Source organism: Actinophytocola xanthii, from assembly GCF_001921205.1.
Taxonomy (GTDB): domain Bacteria; phylum Actinomycetota; class Actinomycetes; order Mycobacteriales; family Pseudonocardiaceae; genus Actinophytocola; species Actinophytocola xanthii.
The window spans coordinates 1-17,009 of record NZ_MSIE01000046.1 but is presented as its reverse complement, the minus strand read 5'-3'; the positions used below and the strand labels follow the sequence as shown (position 1 = coordinate 17,009).

Sequence of the window (17,009 nt, the reverse complement as noted above, 5' to 3'; positions counted from 1 at the left end):
TCCGTCCAAGGGTAGGAATTTTGGTGCCTGCGGGGCGAATCTTGTTAACGTGAACAACGTGGGTGACCAACCCCGCTGCCCTAATGATCGTCATGGGGCAGCGGGGAGGTCCACACCACGAACACGGAACCGGGGACCGGGTCCGACCGCTCGGTCCCCGGGACGTGCTCAGCTACGCAGGTTCCACTGTTGGTTCGTGCCGCCGTGGCACGACCAGAGGTGGATCAGTGTGCCGTTCGCGGTCCCGTTGCCGCTGGCGTCGAGACACAGTCCGGAGTGCACACCGGTGATGGTGCCGTTGGCGTTGAGGTTCCACTGCTGGTTGGTTCCGCCGTGGCATTCCCAGATCACCGCCGTGGTGCCGTTGGCGGTTCCCTGTCCTGACGCGTCGAGGCACTTGTTGCCGTTGGTGAGTGTCTTGCTCGCCGTGTAGGTCCACCGCTGGCTGGTGCCGCCGTTGCAGTCCCAGAGCCGGGCCTGCGTGCCGTTGGCCGTGCTTCCGAGATCGACGCAGCGACCCGACTGTCCACCCACGATCGTGCCGGCCTGCGGGTTGCCGCCGGCCTGCTGTCGGACGATCGAGGTCGACTCGGGCGACCGAGTCCCCTGCGCGTCCACGACGTAGAGGCGGTAGTCGCCGGACGTGGTCGGCACGTCGATGGTCGTCGCGGTGCCGCTCGCCCTGGTCATTGTCGGGCCCACGGCGAAGGTGGTCGTGCCCGGTGGGGCCAGCCAGACCGTCTTGGTCGCGTCGCCGGTGCTGCGGATGGGGATCGACGAGCTCGCGGTGCCGACGAACGTGCTGGCCGGCAGGACGTAGTTCGGGAGCGAGAGGTTGCCCTGCGGGATGATGTCCCGGTAGGCGTCCTCCAGCCCGGAGTTCACGGCGATCCCGTAGGCCGCCGCAGGCCACACATAATCGGAGGAGACGAGGATGTCGTGGATGGTGCTGTTCGGCAGGTTCTTGTTGGAGACCTTGTTGATCGGCCCGTAGGTCTGCGTGATGCTCAGGTCGTGCTTGCGGCCGAAGTCGTCGGAGTTGATCAGCCACGTGACGTTCTTGTCCACGCTCAGGACGTTGTCGCGGAAGGTGATGTAGGCCGAGCCTTCGTCGGGGTGGAGTCCGTACTTGTGGCCGGCCGGGACGCCTTGGAGGTAGTTGTCGGTGATGGTGGTGCCCGGCTGGCTGCCCAGCGTGTAGATGGGAGCCGTGTCGTTGAGGCGCTGCACCGTGTCGATGATGTGGTTGTGGCTGATGGTGTTGTTCTTCGCCGTGGTGGTCGGCCGGCCGGGCACGATGGAGCCGGACGATCCGTCGAAGTTCCACCAGCCCCACCCGAGCGTGATGCCCGACCAGGGAGCCTTCTCGATCCGGTTGCGCTGGATCGTCAGGGTGTCGGCGAAGTATGCCGAGATGGGACTGTGCGAGTTGAACAACACCCCGGTGTCGTAGAGGTAGTTGTTCTTGATCTCGATGTTCTTGGGAAGTCCTTCGACCTGGACGGGATACTTCTCGCGGTTCGTCGCGGTGTGGTCTCCGATGTAGACGTGCTGCGGATGGCCGACGACCACAGCGGAGCCGGCGATGTCGTTCGTGTGGTTTCCGATCAACTTCGTGTTCTGCACGTCGTTGACCATGCTGATCCCGTCGACGCCGGTGTGCTGGATCCGGTTGCGGTGCAGTTCGATCCCGTCGGCGTTCTCGACCTGGACGATACCCGGTGGGGTGTCGACGTTGCGGTAGTAGTAGACGTGGAAGTTTCCCTTGACGTACGCGGTGTTGCCGAGGTTCCCCTGCTGAGCCTGCTTGAACACGGAACCGCCGACGGTGAACAGGTTCCAGTCGGAGTGCTGCACCGTGAGGCCGGAGAAGGTCAGGTTCCGCACGTGGTTGCTCGTGGACGTGCCCGCGATCCGGAGAACGGTCGCCAGGTTGTTCGGCGCGTGGACCGTCGCAGTCGTCATGTCCTCGGAACCGGCCTTGTAGTAGTACACCACGCGGTTCGCCTTGTCGAAGTAGAACTCGCCAGGTGAGTCCAGGAACTCGTAGGCGTTCATGATCTTGTGGCTGCCGCCGGTCTGGAAGTTGCCGTTGTACGCCCCCTGGGCGATGGCCCCGCCCGGTTGCTGGAACAGCGCCACGCGGTTCGCGCCGTCACTGCTCGTGGTGACCTGGCGGACTCCCACGATGGCCGTCGTCCACGTCGTCGCCGTCTCGATCTCCAGGTCGTCGTGATTGCCGGCGATGGCGGGCAGATCTCCCAGGTTGTACCTGGCCCCGTCGCACTGCGAACCCGATTCCCACGCCCACGGCGCCTGTCCCGCGGTGACGTTGTAGGTGCCGTAGCACCCTTGCGAGCTGATCGTCTTGGTCGCCATGACCGCCCGCTTGTCGTTGACGTAGAGCGCCCGCAGCTTGTTCGCACGGTTGAGCGGAGCCTTCCAGATGCTGCCGCTGTGCTGCGTCCAGCCGGTCACCTGAACGCCGGCGCTCAGCACCGGCTTCTCGTTCTGGTACGCGGCGTAGGTGATCCGGTGCCCGTTCGTGCCGGAGTCGCCCGGCGTGAACTCGATGGTGCTGCTGACCGGGTAGTTCCCCCCACGCAGGTAGACCTGGATGTCACCGGACATGTTCGCGTTGATCGTGCGCACGGTGTCCCGCGCGCGCTGCACCGTCCTGAACGGTGCCGTGATCGTCCCGGGGTTGGTGTCGTCGCCGTTCGGAGCGACGTAGTAGGTCGCCTGAACGGCGGCCGATGCCGGAGTGGGAGCCGAGAAGGTCATTAGCGCGGCGAACACCGCGAGCGCCACCGATGATCTTCCAGCGATGCTGACTGGTTTCACTTCTGTTCCTTCGTGGTCACGAGAGACGGGTGCGGGCGGCCGCCCGCACCCGTCTTCCGGCTATACCCTTGCCCAGCGTTGGTTGGTGCCGGTGTGGCAGCTCCAGACGTTGACGGCGGCGCCGTTGGCGGTACCGGCGTTGCTGACGTCGAGGCACAGTCCGGTCTGGACGTTGCTGACCGTGCCGTTGGTGTTGATGGTCCACTGTTGGTTGCCGCCGCCGTTGCAGTCCCAGATCCGTGCCCGCGTCCCGGCTGCGGCGCCACTGGGCACCTCCAGGCACTTGCCCATCACCTGCAGCGCCTGGCCGCTTGTGGTGAACTGCTGGTTGGCGGCGGTGTGGCAGTCCCAGATGATCATCTGGCTGCCGTTGGCCGCGCTCGCGCCGTTGACGTCCAGGCACCGGCCGGAACCCTCGCCACGCAGCCGGAAGGTGGGCGGCGGCGGGGGCGGGGTCTCTCCGGTGAAGAACCGCCATACCTCGTTCTTGACCCAGCTCCGTGCGCCGCTCTCACAGCCGGCGCACCCGTCCACAGGGCCTTGCTGGTGGCCACCGTCGAAGGGCGCCCAGACAACCGGGTACCCGGCCCGGCAGCCCGTGTAGGCCGTGCTGATGTGGGTCAGGCTGCCGGGCGCCGGCTCCGGCGGGTTCTGGGCGGTGCAACCGTTGTTCCTGACGAACCGGTCACGCAGCGCCCGGCCGGACCCGATGTTGTCGTTGATGCCGTGGATCCCCATGTACGCGATGGGCTGCGTGCCGCCGCTGCATCCACTGAGCTCCCGGGGGGCACCGATGACCGCGACCGCGCGGAAGGAGGTCGCGCGGGCGCACGCGATCGCGTAGCTCATCGCGCCGCCGTAGCTGAAGCCGAGGGCGAAGCGTTGTGTGGTGTCGACGCAGAGGGCGGCCTCGATCGTGCGCACCATGTCGTCGACGAACGTCAGGTCCTCGCCACCGGAGTTGGCCCAGCCGTTGTTGAGGCCCTGGGGTGCCACGAAGATGGCGGTGTCGTTCGCCAGCCGCCGCAGTCCGTAGTGGGCGTAGACATCTCCGTCGGTTCCGCCGCCGGCGACCTGTTGCATGGTGCCGCCCAACCAGTGGAACCCGAACACCAGCCGGTGCTGGCGGGTGTTGTCGTAGTTGCCGGGCACGCTCAGGATGAACTGCCGACTCTTACCGCCGCTCTGAATCGTGTGCGTACCACTCTGCACCGTCGGCGCCTGCCCACACCCCGCCGACGCGGCAAGAGTGCCGACATCCCTGGCCGCGGGTGCCGCACCGGCCTCCGCAACGCTCGCACCGGTGAGCCCCAGCGCGGCGGCGGCGACCAGCGTCCACCAGCGCCGTGAACGACTACTGCCATCTCTCATGGACGTGCTCCCGCTCTCTGCTCATGTCTGCGGCTAACCGCGCCGGAGTTGGAATCGCTGGGTGGACGTGCCGTATCTCGCGTCGGGAGACACGCACGCCATCGGCTCCGGGCAGCTGGGAGCAGCGAGCGCCGCCATCGGGCGGCAGGAGGGTGCAGGGTCATGGTTCTCCTTCGTCGTTGAAGGCACCTCGGCTTGGGAGCGCTCCCAGATGGGTGCTGGAGCGCCCAGGACGTCAACGGATTTGGCGGACTAGCGGTCCCAGGGCCGCCATGTCTGGTGGGTGCCCATGTGGCTCCTTGGGCAGCGGCGGCAAAGTGCACGAATCACCGGGCGAACGGCGGACTTGTCCACGACAGCCAGATGTCGGACCCAGGTCAGGGCATCCGCCGAGATCGGCCGCCGCCGAGGACCCCTCCGGCACGCGCCGACCCGTTGGATGAGCACTCCCACCATCCGCGCGCCGACCTTCACCGGCAGGTCAGCTGCGGGCCGGGCGGCGAGTGCGCAGGCAACAGTTCGCCGTTGAACCATGAGGACTCCCGAACGGCGTCGAAGCTGTTCGACCCATCACCCACCGTACGGGACCAGCCACTGACAGCGCAATGCTTCGGACTTATCGTCGGGCGTCGTGGTCCCGCGCCGTCCGGCTGATCCGGAGAGCGAGACCGTCGAGCAGGAGACGTTGGCCTAGTTCGAACAGGTCGTCGAGGAGCAGGTCATAGCCTTGCTCGGTCAGGGTGGTGAGCATTCTGGCGAACGTCGGGTAGCGGCCGGTGCCGGTGATGGTGCCCAGGGCGGGGGCCTGTTTGTCCATCCATTCGTCCTCGGACATCCCGGACGCGCCAAGCGCGTGCTGTTCGCGTTCGAGGTGGATGGCTACGCCCTGGATATGGCTGAAGAGCAGGGCGTGCAGGTCGCACATCTCGGTAGCGGAGAGACCGAGGCAGTCGAGTGCGGAGAGGTTCCACTCGGCGTGTACGGCCAGGTTGGGCAGTGGTAGTGGACGGGTGATCGGTGCCAGCTGGGCCAGTCACGGATGTTTACGAAACAGCGACCACAACGTGCGCCCACCCAGCTCCAGGCGGGCGCGCCATCCCGCAGGCGGCTTCGCGGGGTACCCCCGCTCGCCGAACGCGGCGTCGGCCATCAGCATGACCAGTTCGTCCTTGCCGGCCACGTGCCGGTACAGCGACATCGCCGCCACCCCCAACCGGGCCGCGACGCCCCGCATGGACAGCACGGCAAGTCCTTCGGTGTCCGCGGTGTCGATCGCGGCTCGGACGATCCGGGTACGGGTCAAGTCCTCGTGCCTGCGCCGTACAGAGGAGGTCGGAGAAGTCGGGTTGGCGGTGCCCGTGACCACGTTGCCAGACCGGGCCTCGGCGCGGATCAGGCCTTCCTGGTTCAACGTCGTCAGCGCCTTGGCGGCGGTAGCGGTCGCGACTCCCCACTCGGCGGCGAGCTTGCGAATGGAGGGGACCTTGGTGCCAGGGGCCAACTCGCCGTGGGTGATCCTGCGCCGCAGTTCGGCGGCGATGCTCAGGTACCGCTGTTCGGTTGGCACACACGCACCCCTTCTGTGCTAGTACAGATCTGGAGTGTACTAGGTCAGTTTTGGCGTTCTTTCCAGGTAGACCCCACTGTGTCCGACGTTAGCGTACGCGTAACACAGGAGGAACGATGCGGAACGCACTGATCTCGGGGGCCGGTGTCGCCGGTGCGGCGACGGCCTACTGGCTGCGGCGGGCGGGCTACGCGGTGACCGTGGTGGAGCGGGCGTCCGGTCCGCGCACGGGCGGTCAGGCCGTCGACGTCCGTGGGGTCGCGCTCGAGGTGATGGACCGGATGGGGCTCGGTGAGCGGATGCGGGCCGCTCGCACCACAATGCGCGGGATGGCCATGCTGGACGGTGCGGGCGTCGAGCTGTTCCGGTCCGAGGACCACACCTTCTCCAGTGGTCGGTTGGACAGCGAGGACGTCGAGTTGCTACGCGAGGACCTCCTCGCGATGCTGCACGAGGCGAACGCCAACCGGGTGGAGTACGTCTTCGACGACTCGATCTCCGCCCTGGCACAGGACGAACACGGAGTGCGTGTGGAGTTCGAACGCGGCGGATTCCGCACGTTCGACCTCGTGATCGGCGCGGACGGCATGCACTCCACCGTGCGCCGCCTGGCCTTCGGGCCGGAGCGGGAGTTCATCCGGCATCTAGGCATGTACCTGTCGATCTTCCCGATGCCCAACATCCTCGGCCTGGACAACTGGCAGGTCTGGTTCACCGACCAGGCGTCCGGCGCAGGCGGCGCTGTGTACCCGGTGCGGGACAACACCGAGCTGCGAGTCAACCTCGGCTTCCGGTCCGAGCCGCTGACCTACGACTACCAGGACACCGCCCAACAGAAGCGGCTCATCGCCGAGCAACTGGCCGGGCTCGGCTGGGAGGTGCCGAAACTGCTGGCGGCCATGGCCGACGCACACGTCTTCTACTTCGACGCGATGGCCCAGATCCAGATGGACCGCTGGACCACCGGCCGAGTGGCGCTGGTCGGCGACGCCGGCTACTGCGCCTCGGTGATGTCCGGACAGGGCACCAGCCTCGCCCTGGTCGGCGCCTACGTCCTCACCCAGGAACTCGGCCGCCCCAACACCGACCACCGTGCCGCGTTCGCGGCCTACGAGCACCGGATGCGGCCGTTCGTCACGCTCAACCAGGCCCTGGCGACCGAGAACCCCGAAGGCCCCGCACCCGAGGACTCCGTGAACCGCGCCAAGAACGGCATCGCACTGGACACCAACACATGAACGTCGAGGGTGGTCCCCAGTTGGTCGGCAGCTCACTCACCGGTCGACCTCATTTCGCGCCTGGTCGGGGCCGAGCGCGCCCGGTCGCCAGGTGTACCAGCCGCGGCAGAGGACGTAGGCCGCGACGGTGGTCACCACGACGAAACCGTCGATGACTGCGGTCTGCACGGCCTCGGGTTTGCCGATCGAGACGAGTGCGAAGAGCGTGACCGCGATCTTCTGCACGAGGATCAGCTCCCACATGCCGCGTTGCTTGCGTGGCGCGACGGCGAGCAGGGCCCACATCCCGGCGAAGACGATGTAGGCGGTCGTACGCCAGAACTCGGTCAGCAGCTGTTCGTCCGCCGCGTCTGCGATGCGTGTGATCCCCTGCCCGAACGCGCCCAGCGTGGCGAGCGCGTCGATGGCCAGCAGCGTGCGGCCGGTGCGGTCCGCCCAGGGCGCGGGAAGGTCGGCGGCCGTGGTCATGGCGATTCCTCTCGCGGGTCGTCGTGGTGCGACCGACCCTCTCGCGGCGGCCGGTGCCTTCGCGTCGGCGAGATGTACGTAGGTTTCGCCGACGCGACGACCTCCTCCGTCGCGGGACGGTGTCCCGCGTGAGACGTCGTACAGTGCTGAAAGCCATCGGTATGGGGGTCGGCGCAGTCGTCCTCGGGGGCGGGGGCTTCGGTGTTTACTTCGCCGCCGCGAAGCGGGACACCGTCGGGGAGATCGCCTTCGACAACGCCCTGCCGATTCCCGACCTGGCGGAGTCGGAGAGCGGCGCGTCGGGCACGCGGGTGTTCACGCTCGGCCTCCAGGCGGGGGAGACCCGGTTCAAGGGCGGGCCGGCCACCCGCACCTGGGGGGTGAACGGCACCTACCTCGGCCCGACGATCCGGGTCCGGCGGGGTGAGCAGGTCGAGTTCGCCGTACACAACGGCCTGGACCAGGCGACCTCGCTGCACTGGCACGGCATGCACCTGCCGGCGGCGATGGACGGCGGTCCGCACCAGCTCGTCCCGGCCGGCGGCACCTGGCGGCCGCGGTGGACGGTCGACCAGCCCGCGGCGACGCTGTGGTACCACCCGCACGTACACGGCGCCACCGGTGACCACATGTACCGGGGCCTGACCGGGCTGTTCGTCGTCGACGACGACGTGGCGGTGAGGCTGCCGTCCGAATACGGCGTCGACGACGTCCCGATGATCGTCCAGGACCGCGCGTTCGACGGGGACAACCAGTTCGAGCAGCCGGTCCCGCTGGCGGGCTCGCTCGGCGTGATCGGGGACGAGATCCTCGTCAACGGCACGATCGGACCGTACTTCGACGTCACGACCAGGCTCGTGCGGCTGCGGCTGCTGAACGGGTCCAACGCTCGCCTGTACCACTTCGGGTTCTCCGACGACCGGCGCTTCTCGCTCGTCGCCACGGACGGCGGCCTCCTCGCCGAGCCGTGGGAGACCGACCGCCTGTACCTGTCGCCGGGGGAACGGGCCGAGGTCGTCGTGGCCTTCGAGCCGGGGGAGCGGGTCGAGCTGCGCTCCTACCCGTCCGACCACGGCGGCACGCTGGGCCGGTTAGACGGCTTCGACGACCGCCTCGACATCTGCCAGTTCCGCGCCGCCAACGCCCTTTCCGGCGACGCGGAGGTCCCCGGAGTGCTCGGCGCGGCACCGCACCTCGCCGGCGAGCCGATCGCCGAGACACGCTCCTTCGCGCTCGCGTCGGACCAGATCAACGGCCGGTCGATGGCGATGGACCGCATCGACTTCGGCGTGCGCGAAGGCACGGTCGAGGTGTGGGAGGTGGTCAACGACAACGGCTACCTGCACAACTTCCACGTCCACGACGTGCAGTTCCAGGTCCTGACCGTCGACGGCGAGCCGCCGGAACCACCCCTGCGCGGCTGGAAGGACACCGTCCTGCTGGTACAGGGGAAGCGCTACCGCCTGGCCATGCGGTTCCGGGACCACACCGACCCGAACACGCCGTACATGTACCACTGCCACCTGCTCCAACACGAGGACGAGGGAATGATGGGCCAGTTCGTCGTCCTGGGCGACGGCGAGCAGGTCGGAGCCGTGCCGCGCAAGCACCACTCCTGACACCGGCAGGAGTGTCGAGTCCCGCCCGCCAGTCGGTGAGCGGCAAGGTAAACCGAGAAGATCAAGGATCGCGACATGCACTTCACCACTCCGACCGGCCCTCGGGTCACGAGGATTGTCGCCGTGGCCGCGGGAATCGCGGTCGCCGTCGCCGGGTGCGGCTCGGGCGGCGACGCCGAGCCCGGTAGCGGGTCGAGCACCGCCGCGCCCACCTCCGAGTCCGCGGCGGCGGACTCGGCCGAACCGGCCGAGGGCAACGAGTGCGCTGGTATGGGAATCGACCATGACGCGGCCGTCACCCGCGAGTCCGACATCGTCATCGACGCGCCACTGCGGGAGGTCTGGGACACCCATACCGACGTGGAGGGCTGGGTGGGGTGGCAGAAGGCGATCCTGACCATCGAGCGGCTCGACCAGGGCGCCCTCTCGGCCACCTCACAGTTCCGGTGGACGACCCCCGTGCCCGAGTCGCAGTTCTCCCCGGCAGACACCCTCGTGATCACCTCGAGCGTCCGGCAGCTGGAGCCCGGCGCGTGCGTGATCTGGGAAGGCCCGGCGGTCGGCAAGACGATCTCCATCGACAAGGGCGTCCACCTGTGGACGTTCACGGAGAAGGACGGTGGGACCCTCGTGCACACCGAGGAGTCGTGGGCGGCTCCGTTCCTGGACTCGTTGAAGGGACCCGACTACGACACCGTCGCGGCGATGCTCGGCGGTGGGCTGGACCTGTGGCTCCAGGATCTGAAGGCCGAGGTCGAGTCCTCGGCGGGCCCGAACTGACGACGGCGTACCACCGCGGCGGGCCCGCCTAGCTAACGTTGGTGCCGTGCGCACGTCGTCTCCCCCTCGCGGCCAGCTGCTCGGCAGGCAGCACGAGAAGCGCGGTCTCGACGAGCTGATCGGCGCGGCGAGGAACGGGCAGGGCGGTGCACTGGTCCTGCGCGGTGAGGCGGGCATCGGCAAGAGCAGTCTGCTGCGGCACGCGGAGCTGGCCGCGTCCGGGTTCCATGTGGTGCGCGCGGCCGGCTCCCAGCTCGAGGCAGAGCTGCCGTTCGCCGCGCTTCACCAGCTGTGCCTGCCTGTGCTGCGCCACCTCCCCGAGCTGCCGGCCCAGCACGGCCACGCCCTCCAGGTCGCGTTCGGGATGGCGACCGGCACACCGGACGTGTTCCGGATCGGGCTGGCGGTGCTGGGCTTGCTGGCGACGGCGGCCCGGGAACGTCCGGTGCTGTGTGTCGTCGACGACGCGCAGTGGTTGGACGCGGCCTCGTCGGAGGCGCTGACGTTCCTCGCCCGGCGGATCTCCGCCGAACCGGTGGCCGCGGTGTTCGCGGTCCGCGTGCCGTGCCGGGCGAGCGAGCTGGACGTCCTGCCGTGCCTGACCGTCGAGGGGCTCGGCGACGCGGACGCGCGGGCCCTGCTCGCGGCTCAGAGCCACGAGACCCTCGACGAGCAGGTGCGTGACCGGCTCGTCGCCGAGGCCCGGGGAAACCCCCTGGCTCTGCTCACGTTGCCCAGGGCGGGCGGGTTCGCCCCGCTCGGGATCACCTCGGTGCCGTCGCGTGTCGAGCACGGGTTCCAGGTCACGCTGTCCGCCCTGCCCGCGCAGGCGCGGCTCCTGCTCACGGTCGCCGCTGCCGACCCGACAGGCGATCCCGGGCTGCTGTGGCCCGCCGCACAGCGGCTCGGCATCGACGTACCGGCCGCGGGTGCGGCCGCCACGGCCACCGGTCTGGTCGAGTTCGGCACTCGCGTGCGCTTCTATCACCCGGTCGCGCGGACCGCGGCGTACGCGAGCGCCGAGCTCGCCGAGCGCAGGTTGGCCCACCACGTCCTCGCCGAGGTCACCGACCAGGAAGCCGACCCGGACCGGCGCGCCTGGCACCGTGCTCAGGCGGCCGCCGTACCGGACGACGACGTCGCCGCCGATCTGGCCCGGTCGGCGTCCCGTGCCCAGGCCCGTGGCGGTGTGGTCGCGTCGGCCGCCTTCCTCGAACGGGCCGCGGAACTGACGCGCGACCCCGCCCGGCGGGCCGAGCGGATCCTCGCGGCGGCGCGCGCCCACCTCGAGGCGGGCGCCGCGGACCGGGCGGCTGACCTGCTCACGACCTTCGAGAACGCGAGCCTGGACGAGTTCCAGCGAGCGGAGGCCGACCTGCTGCGGGGCCGGATCGCCTTCGTCAGGGTGGACGACGGGGCCGGACCGGCGTACATGCTGCGCGCTGGGCGACGGCTCGCTCCGCTGGACCCCGTCCGATCCCGGGAGAGCTGCCTGGCGGCACTGGAGGCGAGCCTGATGGTCGGGCGCGCGACCGGTGTGATGGAGATGGTCCTGGCCGAGGCCAGGACCGCCCCACCGCACGACCCGGACGTCCTGGACGCGCTGACCGCGCTGGAGGCGGACGGACACCACGCGGCCGTGCCCCTCGTCCGTGAGGCCCTTGACGGCACGGCAGGTCCACTCTGGACTCGATATCCCGCGCTCGCGGTCGTGCTCGCGGGCGAGCTGTGGGACCCGGACACTCACGTTCGGATCGCCGAGTGGCTGGTGAAGAACGGCCGCGAGTCGGGGTCACCGCTCGTTCTGCGGCTCGGCCTCGCTCAGACGGCCGCCGCCGCCACGCTGGCGGGCGATCTCGACAAGGCGATGGCCGCGATCGCCGAGGAGGAGGCCATCGCCGACGCGACCGGTGGACCTCCGACCACCTACCACCGGCTGCAGCTGGCCGCGATGCGCGGACGCCGTGCGGAGGCGGCCGCGTTGTTCGAAGCCGTCACGGCGACGGCCACCGGACTGGGACAGCTGGTCGCCAACGTCCACTGGGCGAGCGCCGTGCTGCACAACGGCCTGGCCGAGTACCCACTGGCGCTGGCCGCTGCTCGGCGGGCCACCGCCGACGGCGACATCTTCATCTCGGGGTTCTCCCTGCCGGAGCTGGTGGAGGCGGCCGTCCGGTGCGGTGAACGCGAGACCGCCGTCACCGCGCTCATGTCGCTGACCGAACGCACGAGCGCCAGTGGGAGCGCGTCGGGCCTGGGGATCGCGGCCTACGCACGGGGACTGGTCACCGGGGTGGAGGACGACTACCTGGAGGCCATCGAGCGCCTCGCGGACAGTCGGCTGCTGCCGTACCGGGCCAGAGCGCACCTCCTGTACGGAGAATGGCTGCGCCGCCAGGGCCGCAGGCAGGACTGTCGACCACACCTGCGGACCGCGCACGAGCTCCTGTCCGGTGCGGGCCTCGAGGCGTTCGCCCGGCGCGCCGCCGACGAGCTGCGCGCCACGGGCGAGACCGCGCGCAGCCGCTCCGGACAGGCTCGCGACCAGCTCACCATGCAGGAGCTGCACATCGCCCGGCTGGTCGCGTCGGGAGCGACCTCGAAGGAGGTCGCCGCCCGGCTGTTCATCAGCCCTCGTACGGTCGACACCCACCTGCGCAACATCTTCCGGAAGCTGGGGATCACCTCCCGGAGACAGCTCAGGGAGCTGCCCAGCCTGCGGCCGTCTACTTAGGTCCTGCTCATGGCATGAGGATCACCTTGCGGGCGACTGCCGCAGCCGCGGTGACGTCCCGGAGCGGGGCCAGGCCTGCCTGCGCGCGGGCACGTGCTGCTGCCGGCTCGCGGAGACCGATCGGGGAGCACCCGACAGGTGACCGGCAGGTTCCAGCCGCTGACTAGCCGAGTCGCCGTAGTGAGTCGACATACTGGTGTGCCTCGCGTGCGACCTCTCGCCAGAGGGCGAGCGTCGCGGTGCGGTCTCCCAGGGCGGGAAGCTCGACCCACTCCCGCATCGTTCGTTTGCCCATGACCACCTGCTCGGCCTGCCCGGCGGCGACGAGATCCCTGACCCGGTCGCTGGGGACCTTCACGATGAGCTCACCGCCGTGTCCGAGGAAGGCGAAGATCTTGCCGCCGACGCGGAGCCCTGGGCTGCGGAACATCGTCCCCATGGCGACGTCCCGGTCGTCGGCGAAGTCCTCGGCTATCCGGTCGAGCAGGTCGCCGTTGGGTGCGTCAGTCATCCGTCCTCCCGGGTAGCACGCGTTCGAGGGCCGCGACGGAGCCGTCGACGGCAAGTCCCATGGTCAGGGCTTTCTGCAGGGGCACCGCCGCGGTGAAGAGCGCGACGAACACCTGCGGCGGCGCGGTGATCGTCGCGTCGGGCCGGCGTTCGGTCGAGCAGGGGCGTACGTCGATCCGACCCCGGTCGGCGATGATGTCGCAGCCGTCGCCCAGGTCGCCGAGGCGCACGACGCTCGTTGGCTCGTCGGGTGCGGAGTCCCTGCACAGGTGGCGCAGGGGCAGCGAGAACCAGTGCACCCGGAAAGCGTCCTCGTCCGGCGGGACGACCATCAGTGGGGCGCCCCACCGGGTCAGCTCGCGGACCACGCCCCCGAGGTCCCGGCCGCGGTCGGTGAGGCTGATCAGCGTGGCAGCGACCGGCGGCGGTTCGTCGTGGCGGGCGATCAGCCCGGTGCTCTCCATGTCGCGGAGGCGGTCGGCCAACAGGTTGCTGGCGATGCCCGGCAGCCCGCGGCGCAGGTCGGAGAAGCGGCAGGGGCCCTGGGTGAGCAGCTCGCGGACGATCAGCAGGATCCAGCGGTCGCCCACCAGGTCGAGGGCGCGTGCCATCGAGCAGTACTGGTTGTACGAGCGCATGTCGACAGCCTAGCAGGGTCGTTGTGAATCTCAACCAGATGGTTTAGCTTCTCAACCACGTTCCGAGGCAAAGGAGATCACCGTGACCGTCGTCAGCGACAGCGCACCCGCCGTGCTCAGGGAGTACTACCGAATCCTCACGGGCGGGATCGAGAGCTACGGGGACGGGTGGGATCTGGCGCCACTGCTGGCCGAGGACCTCCACTTCGAGGGTCCGATCGCCGGACAGGCGACCGGGGCCGCGCCGTTCCTGCGGGGAGTGCGGGGGTTCATCGCGAACGTCCAGAAGATCGAGCTGATCCAGGAGGTCCACGGCGACGACGGCACCGCCGTGCTCTACGACGCCCACCTGCCGAACGGCACCTCTCGGCTCACCGAGTTCTTCACCTTCGCCGAGGGACGAATCCAGCGACTGCGCATCCTGTACGACCCCACCGACTACCTCGCCAAGGGCGGCGCCTGACCCGACCGGTGCACTGTCGGCCACCGGAGCATTCATTGGTTGGCCGATGCTGCTTGCCGCGACTGCCGTCCATCACCTGTCTGGGTTCCTGTCCGCGGACCTCCGGTGCTCCCGTCGCCGCTGGTTTCGTTCCTGGCGTTTACGCCTTGTACGCGGGTTTGCGAACGGTCGTCGTTGCTGTCAGATCCATCAGTTCTCCTTTGCGTACGCTCCGCGCCGTCGGCGCGGAGCCGATAGGTCCTGCTCGGGTGGCCCGCACGGCGGTCAGCACGTCCAGTGCCGTGACCCGACGAGCGCCGCAGCGACGGCCACCGCGGAGGGCGATCGCGTCGCCCACGACCCTGGTCCACGCCCAGCCGCCGGCCCTGGCGCCGCATCTCGTCCTGTCTTGCTCGCCCTGCCGTGCGGCTCACCGCGGCAGCGACCCGACCGGTGCGGTTCGGCTACCCCCCGACTCGTTCTGGGTTGTGGTTGCCAGGTACGCCACCTGAGCCTGGCGGCTGACTCCTGCCGGGTCCACATCGCCTGAGCGCCGTTTTAACAGTCGTCTCAGGTCCGCTCGGTAGAAGTTAGGCATCGCCGGGCGGCACGGTCAGCACCCGGCCCCGCACCGGACGGCGGCTGGACCCGTCCACGCGACCCTGAAAGGCAGCCATTCATGATCTCTGTGCTCGTGGTGGACGCCCAGCCGCTGCAGCGCTTCGGGTTTCGCATGCTGCTGGAGAGCGCCCCCGACACCGAGATCGTCGGCGAGGCCGAGAACCGCGCCGAGGCCGTTCGGCGGACCACCGAGCTGCGTCCCGACGTGGTGCTGATGGACATCCGCATGCCGGGCGTCGACGGAATCGAGGCCATCCGGCGCATCCTCGCCGCCGGCGGGCGTTCGCGGATCCTGGTGCTGACGGCGTTCGACGTGGACCGGTACGCGCTCGCCGTGCTGCGGGCCGGGGCGAGCGGCATCCTGCTCAAGGACACCCGCCCGGAGGAGTTGCTCGCCGGTATCCGGGCAGTCGCCGCCGGGGATGTGGTGATCGCGCCGGCGCTGACTAGGCGGCTGCTCGACGTGTTCGCCGACCGGCTCGACGATGACCTCCGCGGGCCCGTGCGGGAGGATCCCCGGCTGGACTCCCTGACCGGTCGCGAGCGCGAGATCCTCGTCGCCATCGGCCACGGCCTCACCAACGGCGAGATCGCGCAACGGTTCACGCTGTCGGAGTCGACGGTGAAGACCCACGTCGGGCGGGTCCTCGCCAAGATCGGCGCGCGGGACCGGATCCAGGCCGTCATCCTCGCCTACGACCTGAGACTCACCCGGCCGGTCTAGCGCTTCATCTCGCGCGTCCGTCGGGGCGCGGCCGGAGTTCGCAGCCGCACCCCTCCGACCGCCACGACAGTTCGACGCTTCGTCAGGACTTGCGGGGGGAGACCGTCATGATGCCCGTGCACATCTCGTCGCTGGTGCCGTCGCCCCACACCACGTAGCGGGGCGGCAGCTTGCTCAGCTGCGGCAGCCGCTTGCGCAGCCCCGCGTCGTGCGTACACGTCACCCGCAGCGTGTCCCCCGGAACGATCTCCACCGGCGACGGCAGCTTCATCAGCCGCTGGTTGTCGAAGTCGAACTGCGGCACGTCCAGCACGACCTTGGCGTTCGGCGTGCCCGGGTTGAGTTCGACCTTGATGGCCCGCCCGAGCAGGTGCATGTGGCCGAGACCGCCGAACAGCGTCATCGGCTCCGGCACCTCGTGGTCGCAGGTCTGGGTGTTACCGGGCTTCGGCGCGCTCTGACCGCACTCCTCCAGCTGCTCGTCCGCGGAGCCGCCGACCTCCGGCCCGAACCGCTTCGTCACGTCCGCGATCGAGGCCGCCCGGTCGCAGAGCGGCCCCGACTCGTCGGCGGCGCAGGGCAGGTCGGTCGGCGCGTCGAGCGGCCACGTGACGAACTCCCGGGTCCGCGGCGTGCCGTCCGTCAGCCGCAGCCGCACCGCCGAGCGGTCCGACCCGGCCGGCTTGCCGTCGGTCGCGAGCAGGTTGTAGTGGATCTGGAGGACGACCAGGCTGCCCGGCTCCAGCTTGAAGCCGGCGTCCTGGGTGAACAGTGTCTCCGTGCCGCCCGGCGTCCAGGTGTCCACCCACGCCGCGTCCCCCTCTTCTACTTCGGCGCCGGGAACGCCGGTCCCGCCGAAACACTGCCAGCCGAGGCCCGGGGTCTTCGCGTCCTGCTCGCGCACCGCGGCAGCGCCGCCCGGCGGCACCGCGTACACGATGGCGTGGTGCGCGATGGCGACGTTCTCCGGCGTGACCTGCGTCCCGGTCAGGAAGGCCGTCTTGGTCAGGCCCGGATCGATCACCTGGCACCGGTACTCGTCCGTACCGCCGCCCTCCGGCGGCGTGGGCGTGTAGGCCTCGGCCATCTTCAGGTTGACGAACCGCTCGCCGGCGCGCAGCGGCTGCGGTGGAGCCGACGGCCCGCCCGCGTGCGCGCTGTGCGAGTCGGTCGCGGCGGGCGCCGCACCGTTGTCGGCGTCCGACCCGCAGGAGACGACAGCGAACGTCGCCGCCAGCGCCATGGTGGCCGTCCCAAGCCTCCACAGTAGACTATCAGGTTTCCTCATAGCCGAACGCTAGAACCGATTCCGTCCTGTTTCGTCGTACTGCGGTCGTCATTCTCGGAGGAAGGCGGTACGGCGGTACTACTCCGGAGCGCCGACCGCGACCGGCCTGAGCGCCGTCTTAGAAGTCGTTTCAGAATGATCGGTGTGTCGGCTGGCAGTGGTTGA

At 69.4% G+C, this 17,009-nt stretch carries 14 protein-coding genes; 6 read left to right on the top strand and 8 right to left on the bottom strand.

All coding sequences use genetic code 11. The annotated features are described in order from the left end of the window. Positions 1–168 precede the first annotated feature (168 nt). From BU204_RS41465 to BU204_RS41455, 4 genes are all read right to left on the bottom strand, one after another. A complete protein-coding gene (locus tag BU204_RS41465) occupies positions 169–2,811 on the bottom strand; it encodes an RICIN domain-containing protein (RefSeq protein WP_233160551.1) in 2,643 nt (880 codons plus the stop codon). A gap of 93 nt (positions 2,812–2,904) precedes the next feature. Then, a complete protein-coding gene (locus BU204_RS24005; RefSeq protein ID WP_075128005.1) occupies positions 2,905–4,215 on the bottom strand; it encodes a ricin-type beta-trefoil lectin domain protein in 1,311 nt (436 codons plus the stop codon). Positions 4,216–4,831: 616 nt separating this feature from the next. Then, a complete protein-coding gene (locus tag BU204_RS41460; protein ID WP_269844656.1) occupies positions 4,832–5,230 on the bottom strand; it encodes a TetR/AcrR family transcriptional regulator C-terminal domain-containing protein in 399 nt (132 codons plus the stop codon). Between the two features lie 18 nt (positions 5,231–5,248). Continuing rightward, positions 5,249–5,782, bottom strand: a complete 534-nt coding sequence (locus BU204_RS41455) for a TetR/AcrR family transcriptional regulator (RefSeq protein WP_233160550.1) — start codon at positions 5,780–5,782, stop codon at positions 5,249–5,251. A gap of 116 nt (positions 5,783–5,898) precedes the next feature. On the opposite strand from BU204_RS41455, the gene BU204_RS23995 reads away from it, so the two are divergent. Further along, positions 5,899–7,020: an FAD-dependent monooxygenase gene (locus BU204_RS23995; protein ID WP_075128004.1), complete on the top strand. Its 1,122-nt coding sequence runs from the start codon at positions 5,899–5,901 to the stop codon at positions 7,018–7,020. 36 nt (positions 7,021–7,056) lie between these two features. On the opposite strand, the gene BU204_RS39315 is transcribed toward BU204_RS23995, so the two are convergent. Beyond that, positions 7,057–7,488 carry a hypothetical protein gene (locus tag BU204_RS39315; RefSeq protein ID WP_075128003.1) on the bottom strand — a complete coding sequence of 144 codons (432 nt, stop codon included), beginning with the start codon at positions 7,486–7,488 and terminating at the stop codon, positions 7,057–7,059. A 128-nt stretch (positions 7,489–7,616) separates the two neighbouring features. Between BU204_RS39315 and BU204_RS23985 the strand changes: the two genes are divergently transcribed. The 3 genes from BU204_RS23985 (at position 7,617) to BU204_RS23975 (ending at position 12,621) form a co-directional block, all read left to right on the top strand. Then, positions 7,617–9,107, top strand: a complete 1,491-nt coding sequence (locus BU204_RS23985) for a multicopper oxidase family protein (protein WP_083661575.1) — start codon at positions 7,617–7,619, stop codon at positions 9,105–9,107. 75 nt (positions 9,108–9,182) lie between these two features. Then, complete coding sequence (locus tag BU204_RS23980; protein ID WP_075128001.1) at positions 9,183–9,887, top strand: SRPBCC family protein; 705 nt, start codon at positions 9,183–9,185, stop codon at positions 9,885–9,887. Positions 9,888–9,933: 46 nt separating this feature from the next. Beyond that, a complete protein-coding gene (locus tag BU204_RS23975) occupies positions 9,934–12,621 on the top strand; it encodes an ATP-binding protein (protein WP_075128000.1) in 2,688 nt (895 codons plus the stop codon). Between the two features lie 163 nt (positions 12,622–12,784). Here the strand turns inward: BU204_RS23975 and BU204_RS23970 are convergent, their stop codons facing one another. Further along, positions 12,785–13,132, bottom strand: coding sequence for a hypothetical protein (locus tag BU204_RS23970; protein WP_075127999.1), 348 nt, complete (start codon positions 13,130–13,132; stop codon positions 12,785–12,787). Continuing rightward, on the bottom strand, positions 13,125–13,769 hold the full coding sequence (locus tag BU204_RS23965) for a winged helix-turn-helix transcriptional regulator (RefSeq protein WP_075127998.1): 645 nt from the start codon (positions 13,767–13,769) through the stop codon (positions 13,125–13,127). Before BU204_RS23965 ends, BU204_RS23970 begins: the two co-directional genes overlap by 8 nt. Before the next feature lie 82 nt (positions 13,770–13,851). Between BU204_RS23965 and BU204_RS23960 the strand changes: the two genes are divergently transcribed. Both BU204_RS23960 and BU204_RS23955 read left to right on the top strand, forming a co-directional pair. After that, positions 13,852–14,232: a nuclear transport factor 2 family protein gene (locus BU204_RS23960; RefSeq protein WP_075127997.1), complete on the top strand. Its 381-nt coding sequence runs from the start codon at positions 13,852–13,854 to the stop codon at positions 14,230–14,232. A 658-nt stretch (positions 14,233–14,890) separates the two neighbouring features. Beyond that, positions 14,891–15,556, top strand: a complete 666-nt coding sequence (locus BU204_RS23955; protein ID WP_075127996.1) for a response regulator — start codon at positions 14,891–14,893, stop codon at positions 15,554–15,556. An 82-nt stretch (positions 15,557–15,638) separates the two neighbouring features. Here BU204_RS23955 and BU204_RS23950 read toward each other — a convergent pair whose 3' ends face one another. Beyond that, positions 15,639–16,799, bottom strand: a complete 1,161-nt coding sequence (locus BU204_RS23950; RefSeq protein ID WP_075127995.1) for a monooxygenase — start codon at positions 16,797–16,799, stop codon at positions 15,639–15,641. Positions 16,800–17,009 lie beyond the last annotated feature (210 nt).